The following is a 26,289-nucleotide window of genomic DNA, read 5'->3' as shown; positions in this document are numbered from 1 at the left end:
CGCGCGGCTTCATTGCCAATGCGTCAGTGCTGCTTATGCTGCATGTGTTGCCGTCATTCTTCGAGCAATGCGTCCGCTGGGGCAACTTCGCGTTGATGACCCGTCATCAGGAAGTAGCCGTAGCCGAGCGCGAGGAAAGCCGCAAACACGAGCGCGACGAGCAGATTGAAGTAGATCATCGTACCCAGCGAAATCACTGCGGCCACCAGCGCGAACGCCGGGAAATACGGAAACAGCGGCGCGCGGAACGGACGCTCCATGTTCGGCTCGATGCGGCGCAGCTTGAAGAGCGCGAGCATGCTGATGATGTACATCACGATAGCGCCAAATACCGACATCGTCACGATATTCGCGGTCAGCGTCTGGCCGCCGAACTGGATCAACTCGTCGCTATAGATGGCGGCGATGCCGACCACACCGCCCGCGAGAATTGCACGATGCGGCGTCTTGAAGCGCGGATGCACCTTCGACAGCCACTCCGGCAGATAACCCGCACGTGCCAGCGCGAAGATCTGCCGCGAATAGCCGAGGATGATGCCGTGGAACGACGCGACGAGGCCGAACAGGCCCAGCCAGACGAGCATGTGCATCCAGCCGCTGTTTTCGCCGACGATGTATTTCATCGCTTGCGGCAGCGGGTCGTTGATGTTGGAGAGCTTCGTCCAGTCGCCGGCGGCGCCCGCGAACACCATTACGCCGATCGCGAGCACGACGAGCGTCAGGATGCCCGTCACGTAGGCGATCGGGATCGAGCGCTTCGGATTCTTCGCTTCTTCGGCGGCCATCGCAACGCCTTCGATCGCGAGGAAGAACCAGATCGCGAACGGAATTGCCGCGAACATGCCGTGGAACGCGCCCATGCTGAACGTATCGGAACCTGCCCAGCCGCCCTTCGTGAAGTTCGACCACTGGAATCCCGGCGACACGACACCCATGAACACCAGCAATTCGAAGATGGCGAGCAGCGTCACGCAAAGCTCGAATGCCGCCGCGATCTGCACGCCGACAATGTTCAGCGCCATGAACACGAGATAGGCGCCCATCGCCGCATGCTTCGGTTCGAGGCCGGGAAACTGCACATGCAGATACGCGCCGATAGCCAGCGCGATGGCGGGCGGTGCGAACACGAATTCGACCAGTGTCGCTGCGCCCGCGATGTAGCCGCCCGTCGGGCCGAACGCGTGACGTGCGTAGGCGAACGGGCCGCCTGCGTGTGGAATGGACGTCGTGAGTTCGGTGAAGCTGAAGATGAACGTCGTGTACATCGCGGCAATGAAGAGCGCGGTGATCACGAATCCGAGCGTACCGGCGCTCGCCCAACCATAGCTCCAGCCGAAATACTCGCCGGAAATCACGAGGCCGACGGCGATGCCCCAAAGTTGCCAGGTGCCGAGCGTCTGTTTCAGTTCGTGATGCGTGACGGTGCCTTTGTGCTGGATCGTCGACTTTTGTTTCATCGGAGGCTCCCTTGTGAAGTGGCCGGTTGGCAATCGCGTTCGCGATAGCCTCGCGGTTGCCCATTACCGGCGGCATCTGGCGATGGTAGGAAGCCATTAATCGAGGTGTTATCGAAAATCGGCAAAGTTGGGGAGCGGGTTTCTTTCTGCATCTGCGCTCGATGTTCGCGGTCGGCGTTAAGCCGTCGCTGAATAATGCCGGCGAATGGCGCGGCGCAACTTCGCAGGATTTGGTAAATCGCGGCGTGCTATCGTGTTTTGGTCGCCCTTTCCTTTGCGCTTGCCATGAACGATATCGGCCATCGCGCGCGCTACGCCGCGCGGCTCGCACGCGTGCTCGACCATATCTACGATCATCTCGACGAGCCGCTCGATATCGACCGGCTTGCCGGGATCGCGTGTCTGTCGCCGTATCACTGGCACCGCATCTATCAGGCGATGTACGGTGAAACCGTCTCGACGACGGTACGGCGGTTGCGGCTGCATCGCGCGGCGGGCTTTCTCGCCAATGGATCGCTGCCGATTGCAGAAATCGCCGGGCGCTCCGGATACAGCAGCTTGCAGTCGTTCACGCGGACGTTCAGCGCCGTCTTCGGCATGCCGCCCGCGCAATATCGAAAGTCCGGGACGCACATCCGGTTCCGGCCATCTCTTGCAGACTCAGGAGGCAATCAAATGACGATGAGAGACGTGGTGCTTCGGGATATCGAGGGCTTCGACGTGCTGACGGTCGATCACGTCGGACCGTACATGCAGATCGGCAAGGCGTTCGATACGCTGATGGGCTGGCTCGCTTCGCGCGGGCTGCTGTCGAACGAAATGCGGATGATCGGGATTTACTACGACGATCCCACGGCAGTGGCCGAGGGCGAGTTGCGGTCGAAGGCGGGCGTGTGGCTGCCGCGTGCCGTCGATGTATCGGGCGATCCGCTCGTGAGCGTGACATCGATTGCCGGCGGCCGGTACGCTGTTTTGCGGCACAAGGGGCCGTATGCGGATATGGCGTCGGCGTATCAGTGGCTTTATGGCGAGTGGCTCGTCAATTCGGAACATGAGGCCGCGAATGCGCCGGTGTTCGAAGAGTATTTGAATAATCCGAAGGAGACCGCGCCTGCGAATTTGCTGACGGATATTTGCTTGCCTGTGGTTTAGGAATGGAGTGTGCTGGTTTTGATGTTCTGCTGATGTTGGAAAAGGTGCGGCCGTGAAGCGGTATCGGGATTTGAGCGGCAGATCGGGTGTGGTTGCCTACGAGCTATCTGAAGCCGGGATTCGCGTGAAGTTTTCGGACGGTGACTTGTATCTGTACGACTATGTGCTGCCGGGACAGGAGGAAGTTGAGGAGATGAAGCGGTTGGCTGTCGCGGGGCGTGGGTTGTCGACCTATATCTCGCAGGTTGTTAAGGGGCGGTATGCGCGCAAGTGGCGCGGAAATTGATGCAGCAATGAAACGCGCCAACCGTTAGCGGTTGGCGTCGACCTCATTATGGCCGCGCCACGACTTCCGCAGCCAGACCGCCGCGGATCTCACCGTACAACGCCATGACGCCCACTCCAGCGAAAACTAGGAATACCACCATCGGAATCACCGGGCCGAGTTTCCAGCTTTGCGAGTAAGCGAGTGCCAGCAAGGCGAGGACGGGAAAGCCGAATGCGTTGCATGACACGACGATCTGGCCAACGCGATGAGCGGGTTGCGTTGCCATGAGTTGCTTGCGCATGCTCACCCGAAGCGCGCCAAAGCCGATGCCACACAGGAAAAATGTCGCGCACAGCATGGGGAACCGATAGGTAAGCGTCAGCAGAACGGCGAATGGCAAAGGGATGAAAACTGCTGTAGCGGCGATCGCACGTTTCTGGCTCGGCGGCGGTAACGTCGCCAGCTTCTCGTACATCACGCCGGCGAATGCCATCCCAAGACCGATCGAGGCGTCGAGTATGGCGGCCTGCTCGACCGCACCGCGACCTTGTGTGTTGGCCACCAACGGTATCACCATGTTCACCAGAGATAGCGACGGCCATACGAGCGCAAGAGTCGCGAGTGTCCGCCACGACGTGGCAAGAACCCGCGTGCCCGGCCGTTCAGTTGATGATGTTGCAGGCGTATCTCTCTGCTCACTGCCGGTCGTGAGCATCCGAAGAGCCGGGAACAGGAACATTGAAGCCGAAATTGTGTAGAGCACGGCAGCTGCAATAAATGGCGCATCGGTTCCACCGAGGCGGATCAGAAAGCCAAGCGGCAGGCCGCCGAGCATGAGGCCAGCTTGAGTCGCCGCGCTTTGACGAGAATTGAGCCGCTCGCCGGATTTCGTTGGCAGCCGCTTCGCGGCCGTTGCCAGCAGTGCGTCCCATACGCCTTCGAGCAGAAAGAATATCGTGAGAAGGACCACATTGATTGCCAATAGCGTGTCAGGCGTATTGAGAAACGGTATAAAAGCCAACGCACATGCGCTCAGCCCTGCGATGCCGAACAGCGTCAAGATTCTTGGTTCGATCCTCTCCAGCAGCCAGCGCCCAAGCGGCGCAGCGGCCACGGCTGGAAAAAATCCGAAGATCGCGGACAAGGCCAACGCCAAGGCCCCATGGCTCGAAGACTGGACAAGGTTCCAGGCGACCGCCAGGAACAACAATCCATTGGCCAAACGATAAACAAGCGTGGCAATCAAGAACAGATTCACGCGACCTCCATTAATACCCTATGCACCCGTCCTGAATGGAACGGACCGAAATCGTCATGCCACGGCGCGCTCGATTGCGTTGGGGCCAGGACATGCGAAGGCGGCTCGCCCGTCAGAATGCGCAACTCTTCCGATGGAAGATGCACGCCGGTCGCGAGTTCGAACGTCGCCACCACATCAGCACCACCGACGCGATTGGCGACCTCGAGAAACACGGGAGCGCAGTCCGGCGTTTCAATCGCCTCAAGATGGAAACTTCCCTGCCGAATGCCTACGGCGTCAAGCACGCGGGCCGACCAGCAATGCATTTCTGGTGTCAGAGGGACATGGTGCGAACCGAGCGGTCGACCCTGGGCAAAGCCAAGACATGTGCCGATGTAGCGGCTTGCCGTGATCGTCACGATGTTTCCGTCGACAACCAGTCCGTCGAAATGCAGCACATCGCCCGCGATAAATTCTTCCAGCTGGTAGGCTTCGGCGCCGTTCGTCTCGGCCATCTATTTCTGAATCTGTTTCTTGTCCAAGCGTAATGGGCGAGTAGCTGCTATTCGAGATCGGGTTATTCACATTTAACTTTGAATCTAGATTTATATTTTACTTTCTGACGTGCTGGCCGTTTCGGCGTATGTGCAAATTTAAACAGCAAACGATATCTCGATAAACACGCATCAACATCTCAAATACCTATCAGATTGAGAGGCTACCCAGCGAATGCATAACGTGCTTGTTTGCGATGTAAAGTTTGGATTCCTGAGTAACAACGCAAATTGACGTGCCGAGTGTTGGCAATCGCTCCGCCGCTGAAGGGTTCGACAGGCGTATTTCTATCCGGTAGCGCAATTTCGCCAGTGTGTCCGCGTAGGGCTTCGCACCGTTTGATGATTTATACATCGAGACCACGCGACCAAGGTCGACGCGCGAATCGTCGATTTCGTCGATACGGGGGCATCCCGCACTGGTGCGCATGTGAGACAAACGGCAGGCGGGTTATCTTGCGATGGGCTACCGGGTGGACGGCACGCTGTCTGCGAAAGGTCTGTTATAGCGAACGTGCGTCACGGTGACGAAGTTGGCGGCTCGAAAAAAAAGCGGGCGCTGGGAAATACCCCCAGCGCCCGCTTCCATATTGATTCTCGTTAGGCCTTTGATCGGTGGAACTCAACTGCTGACAAGAGCCTCGCAACCAAACCCAAAACGAGAGCCATCGTAATCGAAACTAATGCCGTTTGGCGCACATACGACGCTCAAACATCAATATTCCCTGCCCGCAAAGCATTGCTCTCGATAAACGCGCGACGCGGCTCAACCTCATCGCCCATCAGCGTCGTAAAGATCCCATCTGCGGCAATTGCATCTTCGATCTGCACACGCAACAAGCGACGCACGCTCGGATCCATCGTCGTTTCCCAGAGCTGTTCGGGATTCATCTCACCGAGTCCCTTATAGCGCTGCTTCGACACGTTGCGTTCCGCGTCGGCGATCAGCCACTTCATCGCGCTCTTGAAGTCGCCTACCGCCATGCTGCGCTCGCCGCGCTTGATGACAGCGCCCTCGCCGATCAAGCCCTTGAACGTATTCGCCGTATTCACGAGTTGCTGATAGTCGGCCGTCAGCTGGAACTCTTCGTCGATGACCGAGACCTTCACGTTGCCGTGATGACGACGCTCGACGCGCAGCGAGCGCAGTTCGCGCACCGGATCGTACATCGCGATCACCTTGATCTCGGGCTTGAGCGGATCGTCGCGCAGCTTGGCTTCGAGTGCGCGCGCAGATGCTTCCGTCGACTGCTCGCTCGACAGATCGATCGACGCACCATCCATCACCGCGCCGAGCGCCGCTTCGTCGTACAGCCGGCTCAGACGATCGACGACTGCCTGCGCCAGCAGATAAGAACGAGCCAGCTCGCCGAGCGCGTCGCCCGCGATCGGCGTCGCGCCTTCGGATGCGACCAGTTCAGAACCGTTCAGAGCCAGACGCAACATATGCGCGTTCAGCTCGGCCGTGTCCTTAAGATAACGCTCGTCCTTACCCGCCTTCACCTTGTACAGCGGCGGCTGCGCGATGTAGATGTAGCCGCGCTCGATCATCTCCGGCATCTGACGATAGAAGAACGTCAGTAGCAGCGTACGGATGTGCGCGCCGTCGACGTCAGCGTCGGTCATGATGATGATGCGGTGATAACGCAGCTTGTCGAGGTTGTAGTCTTCCTTGCCGATGCCACAGCCCAGCGCGGTAATCAGCGTGACGATCTGCTCCGACGACAGCAGCTTGTCGTAGCGCGCCTTCTCGACGTTCAGCACCTTGCCGCGCAGCGGCAGAATGGCCTGGAATTTTCTGTCACGGCCCTGCTTCGCCGAACCGCCTGCCGAGTCACCCTCGACGATATAAATCTCAGACTTCGCCGGATCTTTCTCCTGGCAGTCTGCAAGCTTGCCCGGCAGACCGACGCCGTCCAGCACGCCTTTGCGGCGCGTCATTTCGCGCGCCTTGCGCGCTGCATCGCGCGCACGCGCGGCGTCGACGATCTTGCTGCAAATGATCTTCGCGTCGTTCGGCGTTTCGAGCAGGAATTCTTCGAGCGCCTTCGCAACCACTTCTTCCACGGGCGCGCGCACTTCAGACGAAACCAGCTTGTCCTTCGTCTGCGAGCTGAACTTCGGTTCCGGCACCTTCACCGACAACACACACGACAACCCTTCACGCATGTCGTCGCCGGACGTTTCGACCTTCGCCTTCTTGGCGATTTCGTGATCGGCGATGTACTTGTTGATGACGCGCGTCATGGCCGCGCGCAGACCCGTCAGGTGCGTGCCGCCGTCGCGCTGCGGAATGTTGTTGGTGAAGCACAGCACATTTTCGTTGTAGCTGTCGTTCCACTGCATCGCGACTTCGACGCCCACGCCTTCCTTCTCGCCGACGATATGGAAAATGGTCGGGTGCAGCACGGTCTTCGTCTTGTTGATGTACTCGACGAAGCCCTTCACGCCGCCGACGAACGCGAAATCGTCTTCCTTGCCCGAACGCTGATCGGTGAGACGAATCCGTACGCCGTTGTTCAGGAACGAGAGTTCGCGGATACGCTTCGCCAGGATGTCGTAGTGATATTCGACGTTGCCGAAGATCGTCTCATCGGCCATGAAGTGGACTTCGGTGCCGCGATTTTCCGTGTCGCCGACAACCGGAATCGGCGACAGATGTTCGCCGTCCACTTCCTCGATCACGCGGTTCTGCACCACGCCACGGTGGAATTCCATGAAGTGCTTCTTGCCGTCGCGGCGCACCGTGAGGCGCAGCCAGGACGACAGCGCGTTCACACACGACACGCCCACCCCGTGCAGGCCGCCCGACACCTTGTAGCTGTTCTGGTCGAACTTGCCGCCCGCGTGCAGCTCGGTCATCACGATTTCAGCGGCGCTGCGCTTCGGATCGTGCTTGTCGTCGCGCTTGATGCCCGTCGGGATGCCTCGGCCGTTGTCGGTCACGGAGATCGAGTTGTCGGCGTGGATGATGACCTGAATATCGTCGCAATGACCGGCGAGCGCTTCGTCGATCGAATTGTCGAGCACCTCGAACACGAGGTGATGCAGACCGGTCCCGTCCGACGTATCGCCGATGTACATACCCGGCCGCTTGCGCACGGCCTCCAGACCTTCGAGGATCTGAATGGACGAGGCGCCGTAGCTGTTATCGGGTTGCGAGTTGTTCGTATCAGTCATGGATTTCTTCCGGATCTGCGTTGCTGCTTCGTTACTGCTCGAGGAATTTCAAAACACCATAAAAACGCCAAAGGGGCGCTGCGCCCCTTGGTGTGTTCTTCGTGTTGGACGCTTTAGATGCGCATCGGCATCACCACGTATTTGAACTCGTCGTTCTCGGGAATCGTGATCAGCGCGCTGGAACTTGCGTCGCCGAGGCTGATTTCCAGCATGTCGACCTTCAGGTTCGCGAGCACGTCGAGCAGATACGTGACGTTGAAACCGATGTCGATGCTGTCGCCCTGATACGGGATTTCGAGTTCTTCCTGCGCTTCTTCCTGGTCCGCGTTGGTGGACATGATCTTCAACTGGCCCGGCTCGACGATGCAGCGCACGCCCTTGAACTTGTCCGAGGTCAGAATGGCCGCGCGTTGCAGCGAGCGCTGCAGTTCTTCGCGACCGATCACGAACGTGTTCTTGTGCGACTTCGGGATCACGCGCTGGAAATCGGGGAACTTGCCTTCGACCAGCTTCGACACCAGTTCGACGCCGCCGAACGTGAACTTCACCTGCGTCGGCGCGATGTCGATCTTGAGCACGTCGTCGATGTCTTCGAGCAGACGTTGCAGTTCGAGAATCGTCTTACGCGGGATGATGACTTCCTGGCGCGCGAACGAACCTTCGATCTTCATCGACGAATAGGCAAGACGGTGGCCGTCCGTTGCCACGGCCATCAGCTGATCGCCGTCGACCACCAGCAGCATGCCGTTCAGGTAGTAACGGATGTCCTGCTGCGCCATCGCGAAGTGGACCATGCCGAGCAACTGGCGGAACGTTTTTTGGGGAACCGCGAGGTTCGCGCCGAAGTCTTTAGCTTGAGCGACGGTCGGGAACTCGTCGGCCGCCAGCGTTTGCAGCGCAAAACGGCTCTTGCCGGACTGAACCGTCAGACGCTTGTCGTTCAAGGTGAGCGTGACTTGCCCGTCGGGCATCGCGCGCAGAATGTCGAGCAGTTTGCGTGCCGCCACCGTGGTGGCCACCGATTCACCGCCGACACCGAAGTCGGCGCGCGTGGTGATTTGCAGTTCGAGGTCGGTGGACAGGAACGAGACGTCCGGGCCGTTCTTGGTGATGAGCAAATTGGCGAGGATCGGCAACGTATGACGGCGTTCGACAATGCCGCTCACGGTTTGCAGCGGCCTGAGGAGGTTATCGCGTTCGGTCTTGACCAGTTGCATAGAGTTCCTTCGTTGATGTGACGGCCTGCGCGCCTTGTCCAGCTAGATTGAAGCGCGCGGCCCCGGCCCCCCGCCGGCGTCGTACTGCGCCAGTCACGGCGTGAATCCCGCCCGTTTTTGCCGGGCGGTTAAACCTGTATTGTGCCTGAAAATGGAAGCACTTCCCTAAATTGGGGGTAGCTTGCGCAATAAACAGATCGAATTTTCCGGCGGTTTCGAGTAACCCTTCGGTTCGATCCCGCCCTTTCACACCGATTTCAGCCCTTCAGCGTCTGTTCCAGCACGTGCAGTTCGTGATTCAGCTGCGCGTCCTTGCTGCGTTCGTCGGCGATCTTGCGCACCGCGTGCAGCACCGTCGTGTGGTCGCGCCCGCCGAACAGCTCGCCGATTTCGGGCAGACTCTTCTGCGTCAGCTCCTTGGCCAGATACATCGCGATCTGTCGCGGCCGCGCGATGTTGGCCGGCCGCTTCTTCGAATACATGTCGGCGACCTTGATGCTGTAGAAGTCGGCGACAGTTTTCTGGATGTTTTCCACCGAAATCTGCCGGTTCTGCACCGTCAGCAGGTCTTTCAGCGCTTCCTTGGTCAGTTCGATCGTGATTTCGCGGCCGTGGAACTTCGAGTACGCGAGGATCTTGCGCAGCGCACCCTCCAGCTCGCGGACGTTCGAACGCAGATGCTTCGCGACGAAGAATGCGACGTCCTCGTTCAGATTCACGCCTTCCGATTGCGCCTTGCGCATCAGAATCGCAACGCGCATCTCAAGTTCAGGCGGCTCGATTGCGACGGTCAGGCCGGAATCGAAGCGCGAGATCAGACGGTCGTCGATGCCTGAGATTTCCTTCGGATAGGTATCGCTGGTGATGATCACCTGCGCCTTGTTCGCAACCAGCGCCTCGAACGCGTAGAAGAATTCTTCCTGCGTACGGGATTTGCCCGAAAAGAACTGAATGTCGTCGATCAGGAGCAGGTCGAGCGAGTGGTAATAGCGCTTGAAGTCGTCGAACGCCTTGCGCTGGTACGCCTTCACCACGTCCGACACGTATTGTTCCGCGTGGATGTAGCGGATGCGCGCGCCGGGCTTGTCCATCAGCAACTGGTTGCCGATTGCGTGAATCAGGTGGGTCTTGCCGAGGCCCACGCCGCCGTACAGAAACAGCGGGTTGTACGAAATGCCGGGGTTGTCGGCGACCTGGATCGCAGCAGCGCGCGCCAACTGGTTCGCCTTGCCGGTCACGAAGTTGTCGAAGGTAAGCACCGGGTTCAGCTTCGAGCGCTCGTAAGTCGAATCGCTCTCGGCGCCTGCCGCCTGCGCGGCAGCGCCTGGACGCCAGGTGCGGCGTGCTGCCGCGGCTTCGTTGGCGTCGAGGCTCGGCAGATCGAGGTCGGCGGCATCGTCGGTCAATTGCGCCGCGTTCGTCGGCATGCCGAGACCGGCCATGCCGCCCGCGCGCGCCGAGTGGGCCGCTTGCACGGCACCGACGGCGGCGTCGACGGCCGCAGCCGCATTGCTCGCCCCGACGGGCGACGGACGCGACGGCGCAGCAGGCGCCGCACGCATGCCGGCCTTGGGATCGAGGACGAACTGGACGTCGACGGGCGAATGCCAGAAATCGCGCGCGAGATCGGTGATGCGGCCCGAAAACTGGCTCTTGACCCAATCGAGCTTGAAACGGTTCGGCGCCGCGATGCTCAGGGTATTCGCATCTGCGTCGAAGGCGACCGGGGCCAACGGTTTGATCCACGTCACGTACTGCTGGGGCGTCAATTCACGCTCCAGCAGTGCGGAACAGTGTTGCCAGAATTCGTTCATCAAGTTGCTATCGTTATGTATGCGACGCGATCCGTCGGCGCTCTGGTCGCGGGATACGCGACGAGGCCCGAAGCTGCCAGGCGGAAAAGCCCCAGACGCTTGTGCCACAAGGGTTTGCGGGGTCAAGCGGGCCGGGGCGGCGTGCAGGATTTTTGGGAAGTAAGGCGAGATTCTACCGCCAAAACGGCAGTCAAAGTGAGTTATCCACAGGGCCCGATCAAACAGCGCCGAGAGGCGGCGCCTGTGGATCATCGACCTAAACTATTGACGGCTCAGAGAAAAGCGGTTTAAATAGCGGGTTCCGCGAAAACCAATTTTCGAACCTCCGGCCATTGCACTTTCAGCGATGCTCGCGCGGTTATTTCTCAAACAAGTGAGAGCAACATGAAACGTACTTACCAACCTTCCGTGACGCGCCGTAAGCGCACCCATGGCTTCCGCGTTCGCATGAAGACCGTCGGCGGCCGCAAGGTCATCAACGCACGCCGCGCGAAGGGCCGCAAGCGCCTCGCCATCTAAGGCAGGCGAATACGCGGTCAAGCCGAGTGCGCGCTGTGTCCGAGACCCGTGACGCTGCGGGAACGGCCGACGCGCCGCATCAGAACTCCGTTCCGTTGCAGGTGTCCGCTGCCTTTCCCAAAGCCGCAAGGCTGCTAAAAACGGATGAATTTTCATCCGTTTTTCGTTTGCGCCCGTGGCGCCGCACGCCTCACTTCGTCGTGTATGCAAGGCCGACAGGCAGCGAAGCGCGCCTCGGCCTCGTGATCGGCAAGAAGTACGCGCCGCGCGCGGTGACGCGCAATCTGGTGAAACGGCTCGCGCGCGAAGCGTTTCGCCTGCGGCGCGCGGAGTTCGGCGGCTGGGACGTGCTGCTGCGTTTGCACACCAAATTCGACAGGAAGGCGATGCCCAGCGGATCGTCGCCGCCGTTGAAAACGCTGTGCCGCGGCGAGATCGAGACGCTGCTCGACAAGGCAGCGCGCGAAATCGCCCGTCGCGAAGCGACGGCCGCCTCGGCACCGTCGGTGGCGGGCACGCCGCCCGGCACGCCATGAGAGCCACGCAGCCTCGAGGCGCGACTGTTTTACAGCGCTTCACATCGAGCGGCGCAGTCGGGCCGCACTAGTCATGCAAACGGTACTGTTCGCTTTGCTGCGCTTCTACAAGATTGCCGTGAGTCCCATGCTCGGCAACCGGTGCCGTTTTTATCCCTCCTGTTCGGATTACGCGCGCGAAGCAATCCAGTATCATGGCGCCGCGCGTGGTACTTACCTCGCCGCAAGGCGCCTGTGCCGCTGTCACCCGTTTTCGGCGGGCGGCATCGATCTTGTCCCGCCTCCAACTCCTAAGAAGCGCTGACGCGCTGTGCCATCGACACTGAGACAACGCATGGATATCAAACGCACCGTCCTATGGGTCATCTTCTTCATGTCAGCTGTCATGCTGTTCGACAACTGGCAGCGCGACCACGGACGCCCGTCGATGTTCTTCCCGAGCGCGACGCAGACCAAGACGGCGACTCCCGCCACGCCGGGCTCGTCGGCGACCGGAAGCCAACCGGCCGATTTGCCGCAGACGACGGCAGCCGCCCCCGGCTCGACGACGCCTGCCGCGCAGCAGGCGCAGCTGGTTTCGTTCAACACTGACGTCTACCGCGGCCAGATCGATACGCGCGGCGGCACGCTCTCCAAGCTGACGCTGGTCAAGCCGGGCGAGGGCAAGCAGCCGGATCAGGTGATCACGCTGTTCGATCACACGGCCGATCACACGTATCTGGCGCGTACGGGCCTGCTCGGCGGCGACTTCCCGAACCACACCGACGTGTTCACGCCCGTTGCCGGTCAGGCGACCGACATGACGGGCAACACGCTGACGCTGTCGTTCCAGTCGCCGGAAAAGGGCGGTCTGAAGGTCTTGAAGACGTACACCTTCACGCGCGGCAGCTATGTGATCAACGTCGACACGAAGATCCAGAACGTCGGCACGACGCCAGTCAAGCCGACCGCGTACATGGAACTCGTGCGCGACAGCCAGCCCGTCGAGACGCCGCGCTTCTCGCACACGTTCATCGGACCGGCTGTCTACACGGAACAGCATCACTTCCAGAAGCTGACGTTCGGCGACATCGACAAGAACAAGCATGACTATGCGACGTCGGCCGACAACGGCTGGGTCGCGATGGTGCAGCACTATTTCGCGTCGGCGTGGATTCCGCAGCAGGGCGCAAAGCGCGACATCTACGTCGAGAAGATCGATCCGTCGCTTTATCGCGTCGGCGTCAAGCAGCCGCTGCAGGCGATCGCACCGGGCCAGACGATCGACGTGTCCGCGCGTCTGTTCGCCGGTCCGGAAGAAGAGCGCATGCTCGAAGGCATTGCGCCGGGTCTGGAGCTGGTGAAGGACTACGGCTGGGTGACGATCATCGCGAAGCCGCTGTTCTGGCTGCTCGAGAAGATTCACGGCTACGTCGGCAACTGGGGCTGGGCGATCGTGCTGCTGACGCTGCTGATCAAGGCGGTGTTCTTCCCGCTGTCGGCCGCGAGCTACAAGTCGATGGCGCGCATGAAGGAAATCACGCCGCGCATGCAGGCGCTGCGCGAGCGCTTCAAGAGCGATCCGCAAAAGATGAACGCGGCTCTTATGGAGCTGTACAAGACTGAGAAGGTGAATCCGTTCGGCGGCTGTCTGCCTGTCGTGATTCAGATTCCGGTGTTCATCTCGCTGTACTGGGTGCTGCTGTCGTCGGTGGAAATGCGCGGTGCGCCGTGGATTCTGTGGATTCACGATCTGTCGCAACAAGATCCGTACTTCATCCTGCCGGTTCTGATGGCCGTCTCGATGTTCGTTCAGACGAAGCTCAACCCGACGCCGCCGGATCCTGTGCAAGCCAAGATGATGATGTTCATGCCGATTGCGTTTTCGGTCATGTTCTTCTTCTTCCCGGCCGGTCTCGTGCTGTACTACGTCGTGAACAACGTGCTGTCGATCGCGCAGCAGTACTACATCACGCGCATGATGGGGCAGAAGAAAAAGGCTGCCTGATCGGGCGTTCAGATCGGATGAATGCTCGTCCGATCCGATCCCGGAGAAATGAAAAACCGCCCGGTTTCAGCCGGGCGGTTTTTTTATGCCTGTGATGTTTTAGGAGTTGTCGGCGTCGCCGTAGAGTTGTGCGATCAGTTCCTGCACAAGGTATCGATGATGCGGCGTCAGCGACTCGATTTTTGACGCCAGTTCGAGCGTCTCAGGTGAAAGTGGATATTTCTCGCCACGCGCCAAAGGCTTGGGAACATTCCGCGTCGATCCATTAGGCGAAGGTCCGTAGTGCAGCCAGTGGACGTCAACTTCGAACCATGCGGCGAGCGTGCGAAGCTTGTCGTCGGTGGGAATCGTGCGGCCGCTCAGCCACTTGTGTACCGTCTGCGGCGACACGGGCTGGTCGCCGTGATGGCGTAAATTGAAATGCAATGCGAGATCGGTCCCGCCCCTGAGTTTTTCCGGGGCGCGTCTCATCGCGAACTTGAGTCGCTCGGCAAAGGCCGCTTTTTCTTCGACGGTTGGCATCCGCGAATTGTGCAGTCCGACGCGTCGTAGGTAGACAACTGTACACGCTACATTTAGCGCGTCTGAGTTTTGCCTATCTCAACTCAGCAAGCAATTGGAATTGTCGCTTCTTGTATCTCAAAGTCCGCTTTGGCTTGCTACGTAAGAATCAGACTACACGACAAGTCGGAATTCTTCCATCGTTGACCTGATAACGACTTAACTCACACAAGATAAATCTGAAGGATAACTTTCGCTCACCGTGAGGACGCGCACCTGAAGGCGTCGCAAACGCCCGCGTTACAATGCCACGCGTTCCGCGCACGTCCGATGCGCGTCTCTTCTCGTCATTTCCGACCGGTCACCCATGCTCGCCACAGATTCCGATCCTATCGTCGCCATCGCTACCGCACCGGGCCGCGGCGGGATAGGCGTCGTGCGCATTTCGTTCGGACGCGCGGGCGAAGCCGCCGCGCAGCCGATGATGCAGGCACTGACCGGCCAGACGCTGACGCCGCGTCATGCCAGCTACGTCCCCTTTCTGGATAGCAACGGCAACGCGCTCGATCGAGGGATCGCGTTGTATTTTCCCGCACCGCATTCGTACACGGGGGAGCACGTGCTCGAGTTGCAAGGGCACGGCGGACCGATCGTACTTCAGCTCGTCCTGCAACGCTGCATCGATGCCGGACAGGCTTTCGGTTTGCGTCTCGCAGAACCGGGCGAGTTCACGCGCCGCGCGTTCCTTAACGACAAGCTGGATCTCGCGCAGGCCGAAGCGGTGGCCGATCTGATCGAAGCCAGCACGGAAGCAGCCGCGCGCTCGGCGGGACGTTCGCTGGAAGGCGCGTTCTCGCGCGATATTCATGCGCTGGTCGAAGACGTGATCACGCTGCGGATGCTCGTCGAAGCAACCCTGGATTTTCCGGAAGAAGAGATCGATTTCCTCGAAGCCGCCGATGCGCGCGGCAAACTCGCGCGTATTCGCGAGCGTCTCGCGCTCGTGCTGAGCGAGGCGCGTCAGGGCGCGTTGCTGCGTGAAGGCCTGTCCGTGGTGCTGGCTGGGCAGCCTAACGTCGGCAAGTCGTCGCTGCTCAATGCGCTGGCCGGCGCTGAACTCGCCATCGTCACGCCGATCGCCGGCACAACTCGCGACAAGGTCGCGCAGACGATACAGGTCGAAGGCATTCCGCTGCATGTGATCGACACGGCAGGCTTACGCGAGACAGAAGACGAAGTCGAGAAGATCGGCATCGAGCGGACGTGGGGTGAGATCGAACGCGCGGACGTCGTGCTGCATCTGCTCGACGCGCGTTCGGGGATGACGGGCGACGACGAATCGATCGCCGCGCGTTTTCCGGAGCGCGTACCCGTCGTTCGCGTGCTGAATAAAACGGATCTGACGGGCGTTGCTCCACACGTCGCGAAGCTGAACGCGCTGGACGAGCCCGACCTGTGCGAGGTTCGACTGTCGGCAAAGATGGGCGACGGGATCGGCCTGCTGCGCGGCGAGTTGCTGCGCATCGCAGGTTGGCAGGCGGGCGCGGAGAGCGTTTACCTCGCACGCGAGCGGCATCTCATTGCGCTCCGGGCCGCGCAGAATCATCTCGGACTTGCCGCCGAACATGCGGATCAGAATGCGCAAGCGCTCGATCTGTTCGCAGAAGAACTACGTCTGGCACAGGATCAACTCAACTCGATCACCGGTGAATTCACTTCCGACGATCTGCTCGGCGTGATTTTCAGCAGGTTTTGTATCGGAAAGTGATTTGTTTATTTCATCGTCATTTAGCGGAAAATTCCGACGATCGACCAGTTCAATTTCGGTACACAGACTAGTAAACTCGGCTTTTCACGTGCCCTGTGTACCGAAATCGCCATGCCCAAACTCGCGACGCCCCTTAGCGAATCCCACATCCGCGCCTTGCAGCCGCGTGCGACGCGCTACAGCGTCGCTGATGGCAAAGGCCTGATCCTCGAAGTAATGCCGACCGGGAAGAAGGTCTGGCGATTCCGCTACACGCTCGACGGGCTTCGGCAGCCGATGGTCACTATCGGCGATTATCAGTTGATGTCATTGCGGGTCGCACGGGCCCGCGCTCAGAAGTACGCAGAAATCGTGGCGAAGGGCCAGTCGCCCGTTTCGATTGCGCGGCAGGACCGCGGAGCAGAAAAGCGCGTCGACGTGCTGCGCGACGGTGCCGAGCTGTACGTGGCTTCGGAAATCGCCCGCAAATCCGACGAATATCGCCGCACGACACAGCGCGCGCTCGACAAGGACATCCTGCCGGCAATCGGCCACAAGCCGATCGCGCAAGTCACGACGAAAGACATCCAGTCCATCTGCGATGCGATCAAAAACCGGGGCGCGCCGCAGATGGCACTGCAGACGCGCAATGTCGCGAAGCGTTTGTTTGCATTCCTGATCAGGCGGCAACTCGCAACCGTCAATCCCGCCGAGTCCATCGAAGCGCGCACGATCGCGACGCAAGACGGGCGCACGCGCGTCCTGACAGCAGACGAAATCGGCGCGTTGCTGCGTGCAATCTACACGTCGAGTATCAGGCGTCCATTGAAGCTCGCGCTGCATTTGCTCATGCTGACCATGGCCAACAAATCCGAGCTGATCGAAGCGACCTGGCGCGAGTTCGATCTTGATGGAGGCGTCTGGACGATTCCCGCGTCACGCGCCGGCAATGGCCGCGCGCGGTGCATCGCACTTTCCGGCCAGACGCAAGCGATGCTTCGCGAGTTGCGCGACATGAGAAACAGCCGCACGTACGTCTTTCCGTCGACGCGCGGCGACGACGACCGGCCGATCGCGAAAGGCACGTTGAATCAGGCCGTCAAGACGCTGGGGTTGGAGGTCGATCGTTTTGTGCTGAGCGATTTCCGACGCACGGGTTTGCATCACCTGCGCGAGCTTGTGCGGTCCGCGAAGGGGGAAGAGGCGGCGGTTGTCGAATCCGACGGCGCTGTCGGTTCATATGCAATGCAAAGCTGGGCCGATTTCGTCGAGGCGCAGTTTCGCGCATAGTCGCCTTATGAAGCGCCCAAACCAAGCTAACCACTCAAGAGCTGGCCGATTCTATTTTGGGTACACAGCTATCCACGCACCACGGCGGAAGCCCTATCAAACCTCGGTAATCAGCAGCTTCGTGAGGGTTTCAAAACGCTGATCATCGGAAACGGCCTTTTAGGTACACAGTACTTTGATGCAAGCCTGTTAATCACCGATGGTAATGGTATTGATCTCCAGATAGCAGGTTACAAAGGTGAGAAATATCGTCCATCGCCTGCTAGCCGCGATGCCTGATTACCCGTGCAATGCCACCGGCTCCGAATTATGCGCCGTGCGATCGTCCGCGGATGCCCCGTCAGCAGGCGTCGAATAAGCATCCGGTCCGTGCTGGTCGTAGTGATCGAGCCGCAGCAACAGACTATCGAGCGCGCACAGCTGGACTTTCGTGAGAGACGGAGCATCGAGCAGCGCGTGCAAGCGCATGCGCCAGTACTCCGAAGAGAGAATTGCGCCGCCCATGTCCCCGAGCAGCGATGGCCACATAACGCGCGTGATGTGCGCGATTTCCTGATCGATCAATCGGTTCATGCCGTCCCCCGTGACGTCTCGACAAGGCCAAAGTTTTTTACATCTGATGATTAACTTTAGCCGGATTTTAGCCAGTCACTACCTATAAAAACAAATAGGTAGCCCGGCGATGTCGGACGGTGAAGCAGGCGACATCGCATGAACTCAAGCGTACGCATGCGGGACGCATCGCAATCGCGGGAACAGAACGAGGTTTGGGCGTCATTTTGGTGACGCATGAAGCTGTGGAGATCGCACTGAGCGCCGTCATCGGCACGCCATGCAAAACGTGAAGGGGAGTTGAAGAAAAAACGCCGCAAGGGCTAGGCATCATCCTCCGGCGGTTCGGGCGCTCGCGGCGCTGAACCGCAAAGGGACGTCAACGCGACGCTGACCAGAATCAGCGCCAGCATGAACAGCCAGTACTCGGTCCACGAAAAAGAGAAGGCCAGCATGACCGCCTCCAGCCGCTCCGGATCCCGTCAACCTGCCTAGTGGTGCAACAGACTGCGAATCGGGTGCCGCCAGTCCATCCGCCTGTGATGGTCGTCATCGTGCAAGGCCTGGCGATGCTCCTGCCAGAGTTCGTCGGAAAACAGAAACGCGACGATGAGAAGCGGCACGATCAAAAACGCGCCCAGAATCAGATGCTCGATCACAGTAATCTCCTGATCGATGGAACAACGACGATTTCATTGTAGGCGTGTTGGTAGCCACTGCGTGTGATCCACCGCGCACACCCGGTGCGCGAATCGTGATGCAAACCGCGCGCCTGCTTCGTCGTCGTCCTTCGATCAGAAGGCATTCACGCGGCCGATTTCTTCCATGCCGCGGCCAGCAGTCCAGCGCCGATCAACAGCGTTCCGCCCGTGCAATTGACGCGGCGCTGCACGCGCGGACTGCGGATGGCGCGCCGCGCAGCCGAGGCCAGCACGGCATACCCGAGCGCGTTCAAGGTGCCCAGCGCCACGAAGGTCGCTTCGAAGACCGCGATCTGCGACCAGGTCGCAACTTGCGTATCGATGAACTGCGGCACGAATGCTACGAAGAACACGATGCTTTTCGGATTGAGCGCCGTCACAGCGTAGGCGTGCGCGAAGATGCGGCTCGGGCGCGTTTCTCCTGCGGGCGGCGCATCGTCGGCCGACACGGGCGCACGCCACAGCTTGATGCCGAGATAGATCAGATACACAGCGCCCACCCACTTGAGCGCGGTGAACAACGTCGCGGAGGCCGCGAGGATCACGCCGAGGCCGAGCATCGACGCTGTCATCGACGTCAGATCGCCGAGCGCTACGCCTGCCGTCGTTACCAACGCGTAGCGTCGGCCGTGGCCGAGCGCATAAGAAATTACAAGCAGTACGGTAGGGCCGGGAATCGCGACGAGAATCGCCGATGCGATCGCAAACGGAAGCCACTGGGCAAGCGTCATGAGAATCTCCTGTCTTGCAAGGTTTTGGGGCCGGTCGATTTATCCACGAACTCGGCGCCCGCGCAAGGGTGCTATTCGCGTCTGTCGTCCCGCTTGCGGCCCGCTTCCACTCAGGCATCCTTTTTATTCTGCGTATGCTTCATTAGACCGACGTGTTTGATGATTCCTTCGAATGACTTTGTGTGCGACGCATCAACGAGCCGCCGGTTTATCGCCAACTGTTTAAAAACCGGTTGAGCGTAAACGCGAATAACGTCCGCAAAAGGTTATCTGGCCTGACTCTGCGTCGCGCATTATTTTTCGCAATTCGCCGAATAACGGCCAAATTGCGTCATTAGGGGAGAATCAATTACGTGCATTCTGGCATGCGACAAATCGCCGCTGTTGCGAGCGCACACAAGATGTGCTTGCTCTTCAAAGCGGTTCTCCTAAATTGAAAAGCGTGTCTGTTTTCTGGCAGTTAAACACATAGCTAAACCGAGCAATAACCCGCACGGAGGTAACCATGAACAAGCGAGTCGCCATTCTGATGGCACTGACGGGTTTGGTTGCAGTAGCAGGCGCGCAGGCGCAGGACGTCGTGATCAAACCCCAGCAGACAGTTCGGTTCAAGGCGAATTCATATGGCTGCCTGTCGAGGGACAAGCTCGACGCTGTCACCCAGCATGCACAAGCCGGCGAGCAGCAAAAAATGCAGGAGTTCTTCTCGGGTTTCGAGTGTATTTCCACGCCGGAGAATTCCGATTTCCGTGTCGTCCGCGTGGTCGGGCATGATGTGGAATTCGTGAATGCCGGTAATAGCGATACCCAAGGTCTTTGGACGAACGACCGCTTCATCAAGCAATAGATCAGGCAACAGGCGTTTAAAGTTGGATGCCGCCCGACATTAAATGTCGGGTAAAAACCAACGTCCGAACGAAAGAATCTCTTTCGGGGTTCGGCATGGCCGGGTTTTGAATCCGGCCATCTTCATTTCGATCCGGGTTTTTGCCCCGGCATCTCTCCATCCGGCGCGTCAAAACCCCGTCCGCTCGTTCCGTGTTCGCATAGGCACCGCCTCCGGCACCACATCAGGCTGTCATACCGTCCCCGCATATTCGGTATCATCACGCTCCCACCTTCGCAGTGCGACGCGTTCAGCGCCCATTCGGCACGCATGTTGCTGCTCCTACGACATGCGAAAGCAGGAAGGTTGATGCGACGGGGCCTCGCGGCCCGACGTCCCGGCAACCCGGCAAATGTGTTTCACCGGCGAGACGCGCGACCGAGGCGTGACCGCTGCAAGGCAGGGGACGATCATGGCAAGGTACGCCGACTCACTATTCACTATCCGGTCCGCGTTTGCGGGACCAGGTTGTAGCATGGCTCTCAAATCGACAATCTATAAGGCTGAACTCCAGATCGCCGACATGGACCGGCACTATTACGCCGACCACTCGCTGACGATCGCACTGCACCCGTCGGAAACGAACGAACGGATGATGGTTCGCGTCGCCGCATTCGCGCTCTTCGCGCAAGAACGCCTTGAATTCTGCAAAGGCCTGTCGGACATCGACGAGCCGGATCTCTGGGCGAAGGATCTGACGGGCGCCATCGATACCTGGATCGAAGTCGGCCAGCCCGACGAACGCCGCATCGCGAAGGCAAGCGGACGTGCAAACGAAGTGATCGTGATCGCGTACGGCGGCCGGACTTCCGACATCTGGTGGCAGGGCGTACGCAACAAGGTCGAGCGCATGCGGAACGTGACCGTGTGGTCGCTGGGCGAAGACGTTGCGCCGGCGCTCGGTGCGCTGGCCGAACGGACGATGCGTCTGCAATGCACCGTCCAGGACCACGCGGCGTGGCTTGGGAGCGAAACCGCCGATGCCGTCCCCATCGAGTGGACCGTACTCAAAGCTGCGGCGAATGCGCGTCCAGCGGCGCATGGCGGACGGTGATCCGCTGACGTGCCGTCCAGTCTGTGTACCAAAAAACGCTGTGTGAAAATCAGGCTGTTGGAGCCGGTGGCCCTTTGAGTTCAACCATGTTGCCCTCTGGATCGAACAGATACAAAGACGGTCCATAACCATCCGCACCATAGCGCGTCGCCTGCTCGCCGATGCGTACGTCGCGCGCGGCGAGCCAGGTTTGGAGCGCATCTGCGTCGAAAGGCTCGACGCGCAGACAAAGGTGATCCATGTTCCGGCCGGCGCCCGGCATACCGCTTTCCGGCCGGTCGATCCGGCCGCCGACCTGCAACAGGTCGATCAGAGCACGTCCCGCTCGAAGCTGGATCAGGCCAAGATCGAGTTGCTCCTTCTCCAGCGTGCAGCCGAGCACCTCGCGATAGAAGCGAGTCATCACATCGAGATTCGCAGCACGAATGACGACGTGATCGATATCGAGAATATGGAAGTTCATGGCGTCGCGTCCCGTCTTTGAATTCGGGTGAAGGACCCAGTGTAGAAGGTATCGCGCGCGAAGATTGCCGCCGCATGAAACGACAAGGCGAAAAAAAGCCCGCTCGACTTGGAGCGGGCTGAATCCATATCAGGAGGAGACATGGAGGAGACAAGAACCACTATACACGCCGGGTTGATGCGACGCAATAACTTTTTAAGGGAAAACCCCAACTTTTTTTGGGGTCGAATTACTCCCACTAAATGGGTAAAGGCGCGCAAAAACGCCGTGGGATAACCCCACTGACCGAGCAGCCCAAATGACACAGCAAGAACCGGAGCGTACTGTGTGCAGGTGCTCGCTACAGTGGTAAGCGTCAAAACCGTCCCCCGGGGCAAACGATGAACACAGCCTTCTCCCACGCCGTGCCCGCCGCGTTCGACACCGAAGACGACCGCTGGACGGCCGTGCTGAAACGCGACATGTCCGCCGACGGCGCCTTCTTCTACGGCGTCCGCACGACGGGCGTCTTCTGCCGTCCTTCATGCGCGTCGCGGTTGCCGCGCCGCGAGAATGTCGACTTCTTCGAATCCGCCGACGATGCGCGCGCCGCAGGCTATCGCGAATGCAAGCGCTGTCAGCCGGGTGGCCTGCCGCGCGAACTCGAAATCGTGAACCGGGCGTGCGCGGCACTCGACGCCGATCCGCAGCGGCGCCTCACGCTCGCGCAGTTGAGCGAAGCCGTGCACGTCAGCCCGTTCCACCTGCAGCGGCTTTTCAAGCGTGTGGTCGGCGTCTCGCCGCGGCAGTATCAGGCCGCGCAACGCGGCGCCGCCTTGCGCGACGCGCTGAAACGGGGCGCGGACGTCACGCGTGCGACGGTCGACGCCGGCTTCGGCTCGCCGTCCCGCATGTACGACACGGCGGCCGCCGAACTGGGGATGGCGCCGTCCCAATATCGACGCAAAGGCGCAGGGCTGCGCGTCCGCTACGCGAGCGCGCCGACGACGCTCGGCCTCGTGCTGGTCGCGACGACCGACAAAGGCATTTGTAAGATCGCTTTCGGCGACGACGAAGCGCCGCTCGTCGACGACCTGCGCAACGAATTCGCGAGCGCGGAGCTGATCGGCGATCCCGCGCGGCTGGCGCCGTTCATCGAACAGATCGACGCGTACCTGCAAGGCAAGCGTGAGCGCTTCGATCTGCCGCTCGACATCGCCGCCACGGCGTTCCAGCAGCGCGTATGGGAAGCACTGCGCCGCATTCCGTACGGCGAGACGCGCAGCTATTCGCAGATTGCCGAGGCAGTCGGATCGCCGCGCGCGGTGCGCGCCGTCGCCAACGCGTGCGCATCGAATCCCGTGGCGCTTGCGATACCGTGTCACCGCGTCGTGCAGAAGGGCGGCGCACTCGCGGGCTACCGCTGGGGCACTGCGCGCAAGGCGACACTGCTCGACACGGAAGCGCAGCACGAATCCCATAATGCCGACGAAACCAACCCAACCACCGCCGACATGGATCACGCCGCTTGAGCACCACGCCGACCGCCACACTCGAACTCCCGTTCAAAGCTCCCTATGACTGGCCGCGCATCCTCCGCTTTTTCGGCGGACGCGCGACGCCGGGCGTCGAATCCGTCGAAGACGGCGTATGGCGTCGCGCGATCGGCTGGAACGGCGACAGCGGTACGCTCGCCGTCCGCAAGCATCCGCGCCGTCATTGCATCGTCGCCACGCTCGACGGCGCGGTAAGCCGCCACGCGGACGCGCTCGCCACGCCGATTACGCGCATGTTCGATCTGCAAGCCGATCCCCGATCGATCGGCGCGAGCCTTGCCGCCGATCCGTGGCTCGCGCCGCTGGTCGCCGCGGCGCCCGGCCTGCGCGTGCCCGGCGCGTGGTCCGGGTTCGAACTCGTCGTGCGGGCTATCGTCGGCCAGCAGGTCAGCGTGAAGGCCGCGACGACGATCATCGGCCGCATCGTGCAGCGGGCGGGCGAAAGGATCGATGGTCATCCGCACGAAAGCACCGCCTGGCGCTTTCCGACGCCCGCCGCGCTCGCCGCCGTCGATCTCGCGCAGATCGGCATGCCCGGCAAGCGCATCCAGGCGCTGCAGGGATTCGCGCGCGCCGTGGCGGAGGGCGTAGTGCCTATCGACAGCGTCGGCAGTGCATCCTTCGATCTCGCCCATCTGCGTGCGTCGCTGCTCGCGCTGCCGGGCATCGGCCCGTGGACCGTCGAGTATGTTGCGATGCGCGCCTGGCGCGACGCCGATGCATGGCCCGCATGGGATCTCGTGCTGATGCAGGCGATTGCGGCACGCGACCCGGCGCTCGTGCGCCCCAACCAGCAGCGCGCCCGCACCGACGCCTGGCGGCCCTGGCGCGCCTACGCGGCGATGCATCTGTGGAATGAAGTCGCCGATCGCGCGGGCGGGGCACGCGGCGGCTAGCGGTTTTCCGCACATAGAAACGCGCGCAGGGAATCGACTTTGCGGCCTCGCGCGGCGTACAGTGAGAGGACGCGCACAAACCTCGGGAACCGCGCCGGAAGCGGCGCGGGAGCGGCCCGAGGCAACGCCAAGCAGCCGTTCTGGCGAGATGTTAAAGTGCCCGCTACTGAAAATTCCGCCGAACGTTGTCGACCGCGCTCAAGCAGCACCGTGCGGCGCATGGCGGCCGACCCTGTTCGACCCGCATCAATGCCAAACACGACATCCACCCGCACGACCGACGCGCTCCTGCATCGCCTGTCCGTGCTGACATCCGGTCCGCAGCGTGACGCGCTGACGACCGGCTTGCGCGGCATCGAAAAGGAAAGCCTGCGCGTCCTGTCCGACGGCCATCTCGCGATGACGCAGCATCCGCGTTCGCTCGGCTCGGCGCTCACGCATCCTTCGCTGACCACCGATTATTCGGAAGCGCTGCTCGAACTGATCACGCCCGCCGAACAGGACGCGTCGACCACCATCGAGCGCCTCGACACGCTGCATCGCTTTGTCTATTCGGCCATCGGCGACGAACTGCTGTGGAACAACTCGATGCCGGGCCTCCTGCCCGAAGACGACGAGATTCCCATCGCGCGCTACGGCACGTCGAACATCGGCAGACTGAAGTACGTATATCGCGTGGGTCTCGCGCTGCGCTATGGACGCACGATGCAATGCATCGCGGGCATCCACTACAACTATTCGTTGAACGAAGAAGTGTGGCGCCTGCTGCGCGCCGACCAGAAATCGACAGCCAATGCTGTCGATTTCCAGTCCGATCGCTATCTCGCGCTGATCCGCAATTTCCGTCGCACGAGCTGGCTGCTGATGTATCTGTTCGGCGCGTCGCCGGCACTCGACCGGCGCTTCCTGCGCGGCCGCCCGCACACGCTCGAAACGCTCGACGCCGATACGCTCTATCGTCCTTACGCGACGAGCCTGCGCATGAGCGACCTCGGCTATTCGAACACGACCGCGCAAGCGGCGCTGCACGCCGACTACGACACGCTGCCCGGCTATCTCGACGCGCTTGCAAAAGCCGTGAGCCAGCCGTATCCGCAATACGAGGCGATCGGCACGCAACGCGACGGCGAGTGGGTGCAGATCAACACGAACGTGCTGCAGATCGAAAACGAGTTCTATTCGACGATCCGCCCGAAGCGTGTCACTTATCCGGGCGAGCGTCCGCTGCATGCGCTCGCTGCGCGCGGCGTGCAGTACGTCGAAGTTCGCTGCATGGATATCGACCCGTTCGAACCGACAGGCATCGCGCTCGAAACGGCGCGTTTTCTCGACGCGTATCTGCTCGTGTGTGCACTCGACGACAGCGCGACGCTGCCGCCGCCCGCGTACTGCGAGGCCAATCAGAATTTCGGCCGCGTGACGATGGAAGGGCGCAAGCCGGGCCTCGAACTGGTGCGTGACGGACAACCCGTGAAGATGCTCGACTGGGCCGGCGAACTGCTCGCGAAAATCGATCACGCAGCTGCCGTACTCGATTCGATTCGCGGTGACGACAGCCACGCGCGCTCGGTGGCTGCGCAACGTGCAAAGCTCGCGGATGCATCGTTGACGCCGTCTGCCCGGGTGCTGCAGATCATGCGCGACAAGCAGCAAAGCTTCCTCGAATTCGGCCTCGCGCAGAGCAGCGCGCATGCGGAGCATTTCCGCGCGCGTCCACTGGACGAAGCGCAAGCGCATGAGTTCGCCGCGCTTGCTGTGGAATCGCTGGCCGAACAAACGAAGCTCGAGCGTGAAGAAGTCGGTTCGTTCGATGCATTCGTTGCCGCATACCGCGCTTATACGTTGAACCGCTTCAGCGTCTGATGTGTCGCGGCGTTGGCGCCGCGCACAACGAACGAAACCGGGCAGCTTAAGCTGCCCTTTTTTGTTATGCGCAGCGCAGGGCCGAAAATTGCTGTGACGGAATAGCGCTGGCCGAACGTCGCGCCTGCTTGATGCGCACAGGATGA

Annotated in this window: 25 protein-coding genes; 13 read left to right on the top strand and 12 right to left on the bottom strand. The window is 60.7% G+C overall.

Annotated features, from left to right (window positions below; translation table 11 throughout):
* Nucleotides 1-53 precede the first annotated feature (53 nt).
* Nucleotides 54-1,457 (bottom strand): ethanolamine permease, encoded by a 1,404-nt coding sequence (gene eat, locus G3N95_RS08340; RefSeq protein WP_205969521.1) that lies wholly within the window; start codon nucleotides 1,455-1,457, stop codon nucleotides 54-56.
* 285 nt (nucleotides 1,458-1,742) lie between these two features.
* On the opposite strand from eat, the gene G3N95_RS08335 reads away from it, so the two are divergent.
* Both G3N95_RS08335 and G3N95_RS08330 read left to right on the top strand, forming a co-directional pair.
* Nucleotides 1,743-2,609, top strand: a complete 867-nt coding sequence (locus G3N95_RS08335; RefSeq protein ID WP_205969520.1) for an AraC family transcriptional regulator — start codon at nucleotides 1,743-1,745, stop codon at nucleotides 2,607-2,609.
* A gap of 52 nt (nucleotides 2,610-2,661) precedes the next feature.
* Complete coding sequence (locus tag G3N95_RS08330; RefSeq protein ID WP_205969519.1) at nucleotides 2,662-2,895, top strand: hypothetical protein; 234 nt, start codon at nucleotides 2,662-2,664, stop codon at nucleotides 2,893-2,895.
* Nucleotides 2,896-2,941: 46 nt separating this feature from the next.
* Here the strand turns inward: G3N95_RS08330 and G3N95_RS08325 are convergent, their stop codons facing one another.
* From G3N95_RS08325 to dnaA, 5 genes are all read right to left on the bottom strand, one after another.
* Nucleotides 2,942-4,135, bottom strand: a complete 1,194-nt coding sequence (locus G3N95_RS08325; RefSeq protein WP_205969518.1) for an MFS transporter — start codon at nucleotides 4,133-4,135, stop codon at nucleotides 2,942-2,944.
* The gene (locus G3N95_RS08320; protein WP_205969517.1) at nucleotides 4,132-4,632 is read right to left on the bottom strand and encodes a hypothetical protein; all 501 of its coding nucleotides are present in this window, start codon (nucleotides 4,630-4,632) and stop codon (nucleotides 4,132-4,134) included. Before G3N95_RS08320 ends, G3N95_RS08325 begins: the two co-directional genes overlap by 4 nt.
* 747 nt (nucleotides 4,633-5,379) lie before the next feature.
* Nucleotides 5,380-7,851, bottom strand: a complete 2,472-nt coding sequence (gene gyrB / locus G3N95_RS08315; protein ID WP_205969516.1) for a DNA topoisomerase (ATP-hydrolyzing) subunit B — start codon at nucleotides 7,849-7,851, stop codon at nucleotides 5,380-5,382.
* 113 nt (nucleotides 7,852-7,964) lie between these two features.
* On the bottom strand, nucleotides 7,965-9,068 hold the full coding sequence (gene dnaN, locus G3N95_RS08310; protein ID WP_012399430.1) for a DNA polymerase III subunit beta: 1,104 nt from the start codon (nucleotides 9,066-9,068) through the stop codon (nucleotides 7,965-7,967).
* A 257-nt stretch (nucleotides 9,069-9,325) separates the two neighbouring features.
* Nucleotides 9,326-10,882 carry a chromosomal replication initiator protein DnaA gene (dnaA, locus tag G3N95_RS08305; protein ID WP_241018311.1) on the bottom strand — a complete coding sequence of 519 codons (1,557 nt, stop codon included), beginning with the start codon at nucleotides 10,880-10,882 and terminating at the stop codon, nucleotides 9,326-9,328.
* Between the two features lie 384 nt (nucleotides 10,883-11,266).
* On the opposite strand from dnaA, the gene rpmH reads away from it, so the two are divergent.
* The 4 genes from rpmH to yidC all read left to right on the top strand — a co-directional run bounded on the left by rpmH (nucleotide 11,267) and on the right by yidC (nucleotide 13,924).
* The gene (rpmH, locus tag G3N95_RS08300; protein WP_133649748.1) at nucleotides 11,267-11,401 is read left to right on the top strand and encodes a 50S ribosomal protein L34; all 135 of its coding nucleotides are present in this window, start codon (nucleotides 11,267-11,269) and stop codon (nucleotides 11,399-11,401) included.
* 26 nt (nucleotides 11,402-11,427) lie between these two features.
* Nucleotides 11,428-11,937: a ribonuclease P protein component gene (rnpA, locus tag G3N95_RS08295; RefSeq protein ID WP_205969515.1), complete on the top strand. Its 510-nt coding sequence runs from the start codon at nucleotides 11,428-11,430 to the stop codon at nucleotides 11,935-11,937.
* A 73-nt stretch (nucleotides 11,938-12,010) separates the two neighbouring features.
* Nucleotides 12,011-12,241 carry a membrane protein insertion efficiency factor YidD gene (gene yidD, locus G3N95_RS08290; RefSeq protein ID WP_007581797.1) on the top strand — a complete coding sequence of 77 codons (231 nt, stop codon included), beginning with the start codon at nucleotides 12,011-12,013 and terminating at the stop codon, nucleotides 12,239-12,241.
* A gap of 30 nt (nucleotides 12,242-12,271) precedes the next feature.
* Nucleotides 12,272-13,924 carry a membrane protein insertase YidC gene (gene yidC / locus G3N95_RS08285; RefSeq protein WP_205969514.1) on the top strand — a complete coding sequence of 551 codons (1,653 nt, stop codon included), beginning with the start codon at nucleotides 12,272-12,274 and terminating at the stop codon, nucleotides 13,922-13,924.
* A gap of 99 nt (nucleotides 13,925-14,023) precedes the next feature.
* Here the strand turns inward: yidC and G3N95_RS08280 are convergent, their stop codons facing one another.
* Nucleotides 14,024-14,446: a transcriptional regulator gene (locus G3N95_RS08280; RefSeq protein WP_205969513.1), complete on the bottom strand. Its 423-nt coding sequence runs from the start codon at nucleotides 14,444-14,446 to the stop codon at nucleotides 14,024-14,026.
* A 346-nt stretch (nucleotides 14,447-14,792) separates the two neighbouring features.
* Between G3N95_RS08280 and mnmE the strand changes: the two genes are divergently transcribed.
* Nucleotides 14,793-16,193, top strand: coding sequence for a tRNA uridine-5-carboxymethylaminomethyl(34) synthesis GTPase MnmE (gene mnmE / locus G3N95_RS08275; protein WP_205969512.1), 1,401 nt, complete (start codon nucleotides 14,793-14,795; stop codon nucleotides 16,191-16,193).
* A 111-nt stretch (nucleotides 16,194-16,304) separates the two neighbouring features.
* Nucleotides 16,305-17,462, top strand: coding sequence for an integrase arm-type DNA-binding domain-containing protein (locus G3N95_RS08270; RefSeq protein WP_205969511.1), 1,158 nt, complete (start codon nucleotides 16,305-16,307; stop codon nucleotides 17,460-17,462).
* Between the two features lie 279 nt (nucleotides 17,463-17,741).
* Here the strand turns inward: G3N95_RS08270 and G3N95_RS08265 are convergent, their stop codons facing one another.
* From G3N95_RS08265 to G3N95_RS08255, 4 genes are all read right to left on the bottom strand, one after another.
* Nucleotides 17,742-18,035, bottom strand: coding sequence for a hypothetical protein (locus tag G3N95_RS08265; protein ID WP_205969510.1), 294 nt, complete (start codon nucleotides 18,033-18,035; stop codon nucleotides 17,742-17,744).
* 302 nt (nucleotides 18,036-18,337) lie between these two features.
* Nucleotides 18,338-18,469, bottom strand: coding sequence for a hypothetical protein (locus G3N95_RS40845; RefSeq protein ID WP_277397999.1), 132 nt, complete (start codon nucleotides 18,467-18,469; stop codon nucleotides 18,338-18,340).
* 36 nt (nucleotides 18,470-18,505) lie between these two features.
* Complete coding sequence (locus tag G3N95_RS08260) at nucleotides 18,506-18,673, bottom strand: hypothetical protein (RefSeq protein WP_028363935.1); 168 nt, start codon at nucleotides 18,671-18,673, stop codon at nucleotides 18,506-18,508.
* Between the two features lie 146 nt (nucleotides 18,674-18,819).
* Nucleotides 18,820-19,446, bottom strand: a complete 627-nt coding sequence (locus tag G3N95_RS08255) for a LysE family translocator (RefSeq protein ID WP_205969509.1) — start codon at nucleotides 19,444-19,446, stop codon at nucleotides 18,820-18,822.
* Nucleotides 19,447-19,951: 505 nt separating this feature from the next.
* Between G3N95_RS08255 and G3N95_RS08250 the strand changes: the two genes are divergently transcribed.
* Together G3N95_RS08250 and G3N95_RS08245 are read left to right on the top strand one after the other, a co-directional pair.
* Nucleotides 19,952-20,293 carry a hypothetical protein gene (locus tag G3N95_RS08250; RefSeq protein ID WP_205969508.1) on the top strand — a complete coding sequence of 114 codons (342 nt, stop codon included), beginning with the start codon at nucleotides 19,952-19,954 and terminating at the stop codon, nucleotides 20,291-20,293.
* Between the two features lie 514 nt (nucleotides 20,294-20,807).
* The gene (locus G3N95_RS08245; protein ID WP_205969507.1) at nucleotides 20,808-21,386 is read left to right on the top strand and encodes a YaeQ family protein; all 579 of its coding nucleotides are present in this window, start codon (nucleotides 20,808-20,810) and stop codon (nucleotides 21,384-21,386) included.
* Between the two features lie 49 nt (nucleotides 21,387-21,435).
* On the opposite strand, the gene G3N95_RS08240 is transcribed toward G3N95_RS08245, so the two are convergent.
* Nucleotides 21,436-21,849 (bottom strand): VOC family protein, encoded by a 414-nt coding sequence (locus G3N95_RS08240; RefSeq protein WP_205969506.1) that lies wholly within the window; start codon nucleotides 21,847-21,849, stop codon nucleotides 21,436-21,438.
* A 380-nt stretch (nucleotides 21,850-22,229) separates the two neighbouring features.
* On the opposite strand from G3N95_RS08240, the gene ada reads away from it, so the two are divergent.
* The 3 genes from ada (at nucleotide 22,230) to gshA (ending at nucleotide 26,143) form a co-directional block, all read left to right on the top strand.
* Nucleotides 22,230-23,360 carry a bifunctional DNA-binding transcriptional regulator/O6-methylguanine-DNA methyltransferase Ada gene (gene ada, locus G3N95_RS08235; protein WP_205969505.1) on the top strand — a complete coding sequence of 377 codons (1,131 nt, stop codon included), beginning with the start codon at nucleotides 22,230-22,232 and terminating at the stop codon, nucleotides 23,358-23,360.
* A complete protein-coding gene (locus G3N95_RS08230; protein ID WP_205969504.1) occupies nucleotides 23,357-24,280 on the top strand; it encodes a DNA-3-methyladenine glycosylase in 924 nt (307 codons plus the stop codon). The genes ada and G3N95_RS08230 overlap by 4 nt, the downstream gene beginning before the upstream one ends.
* Before the next feature lie 249 nt (nucleotides 24,281-24,529).
* The gene (gene gshA / locus G3N95_RS08225) at nucleotides 24,530-26,143 is read left to right on the top strand and encodes a glutamate--cysteine ligase (RefSeq protein ID WP_205969503.1); all 1,614 of its coding nucleotides are present in this window, start codon (nucleotides 24,530-24,532) and stop codon (nucleotides 26,141-26,143) included.
* The last annotated feature ends 146 nt before the right edge of the window (nucleotides 26,144-26,289 follow it).

This window comes from Paraburkholderia sp. Tr-20389 (assembly GCF_017104565.1).
Taxonomy (GTDB): domain Bacteria; phylum Pseudomonadota; class Gammaproteobacteria; order Burkholderiales; family Burkholderiaceae; genus Paraburkholderia.
Note: the sequence above shows the minus strand (reverse complement) of the source record. Positions and strands in the feature narration are given on the sequence as shown.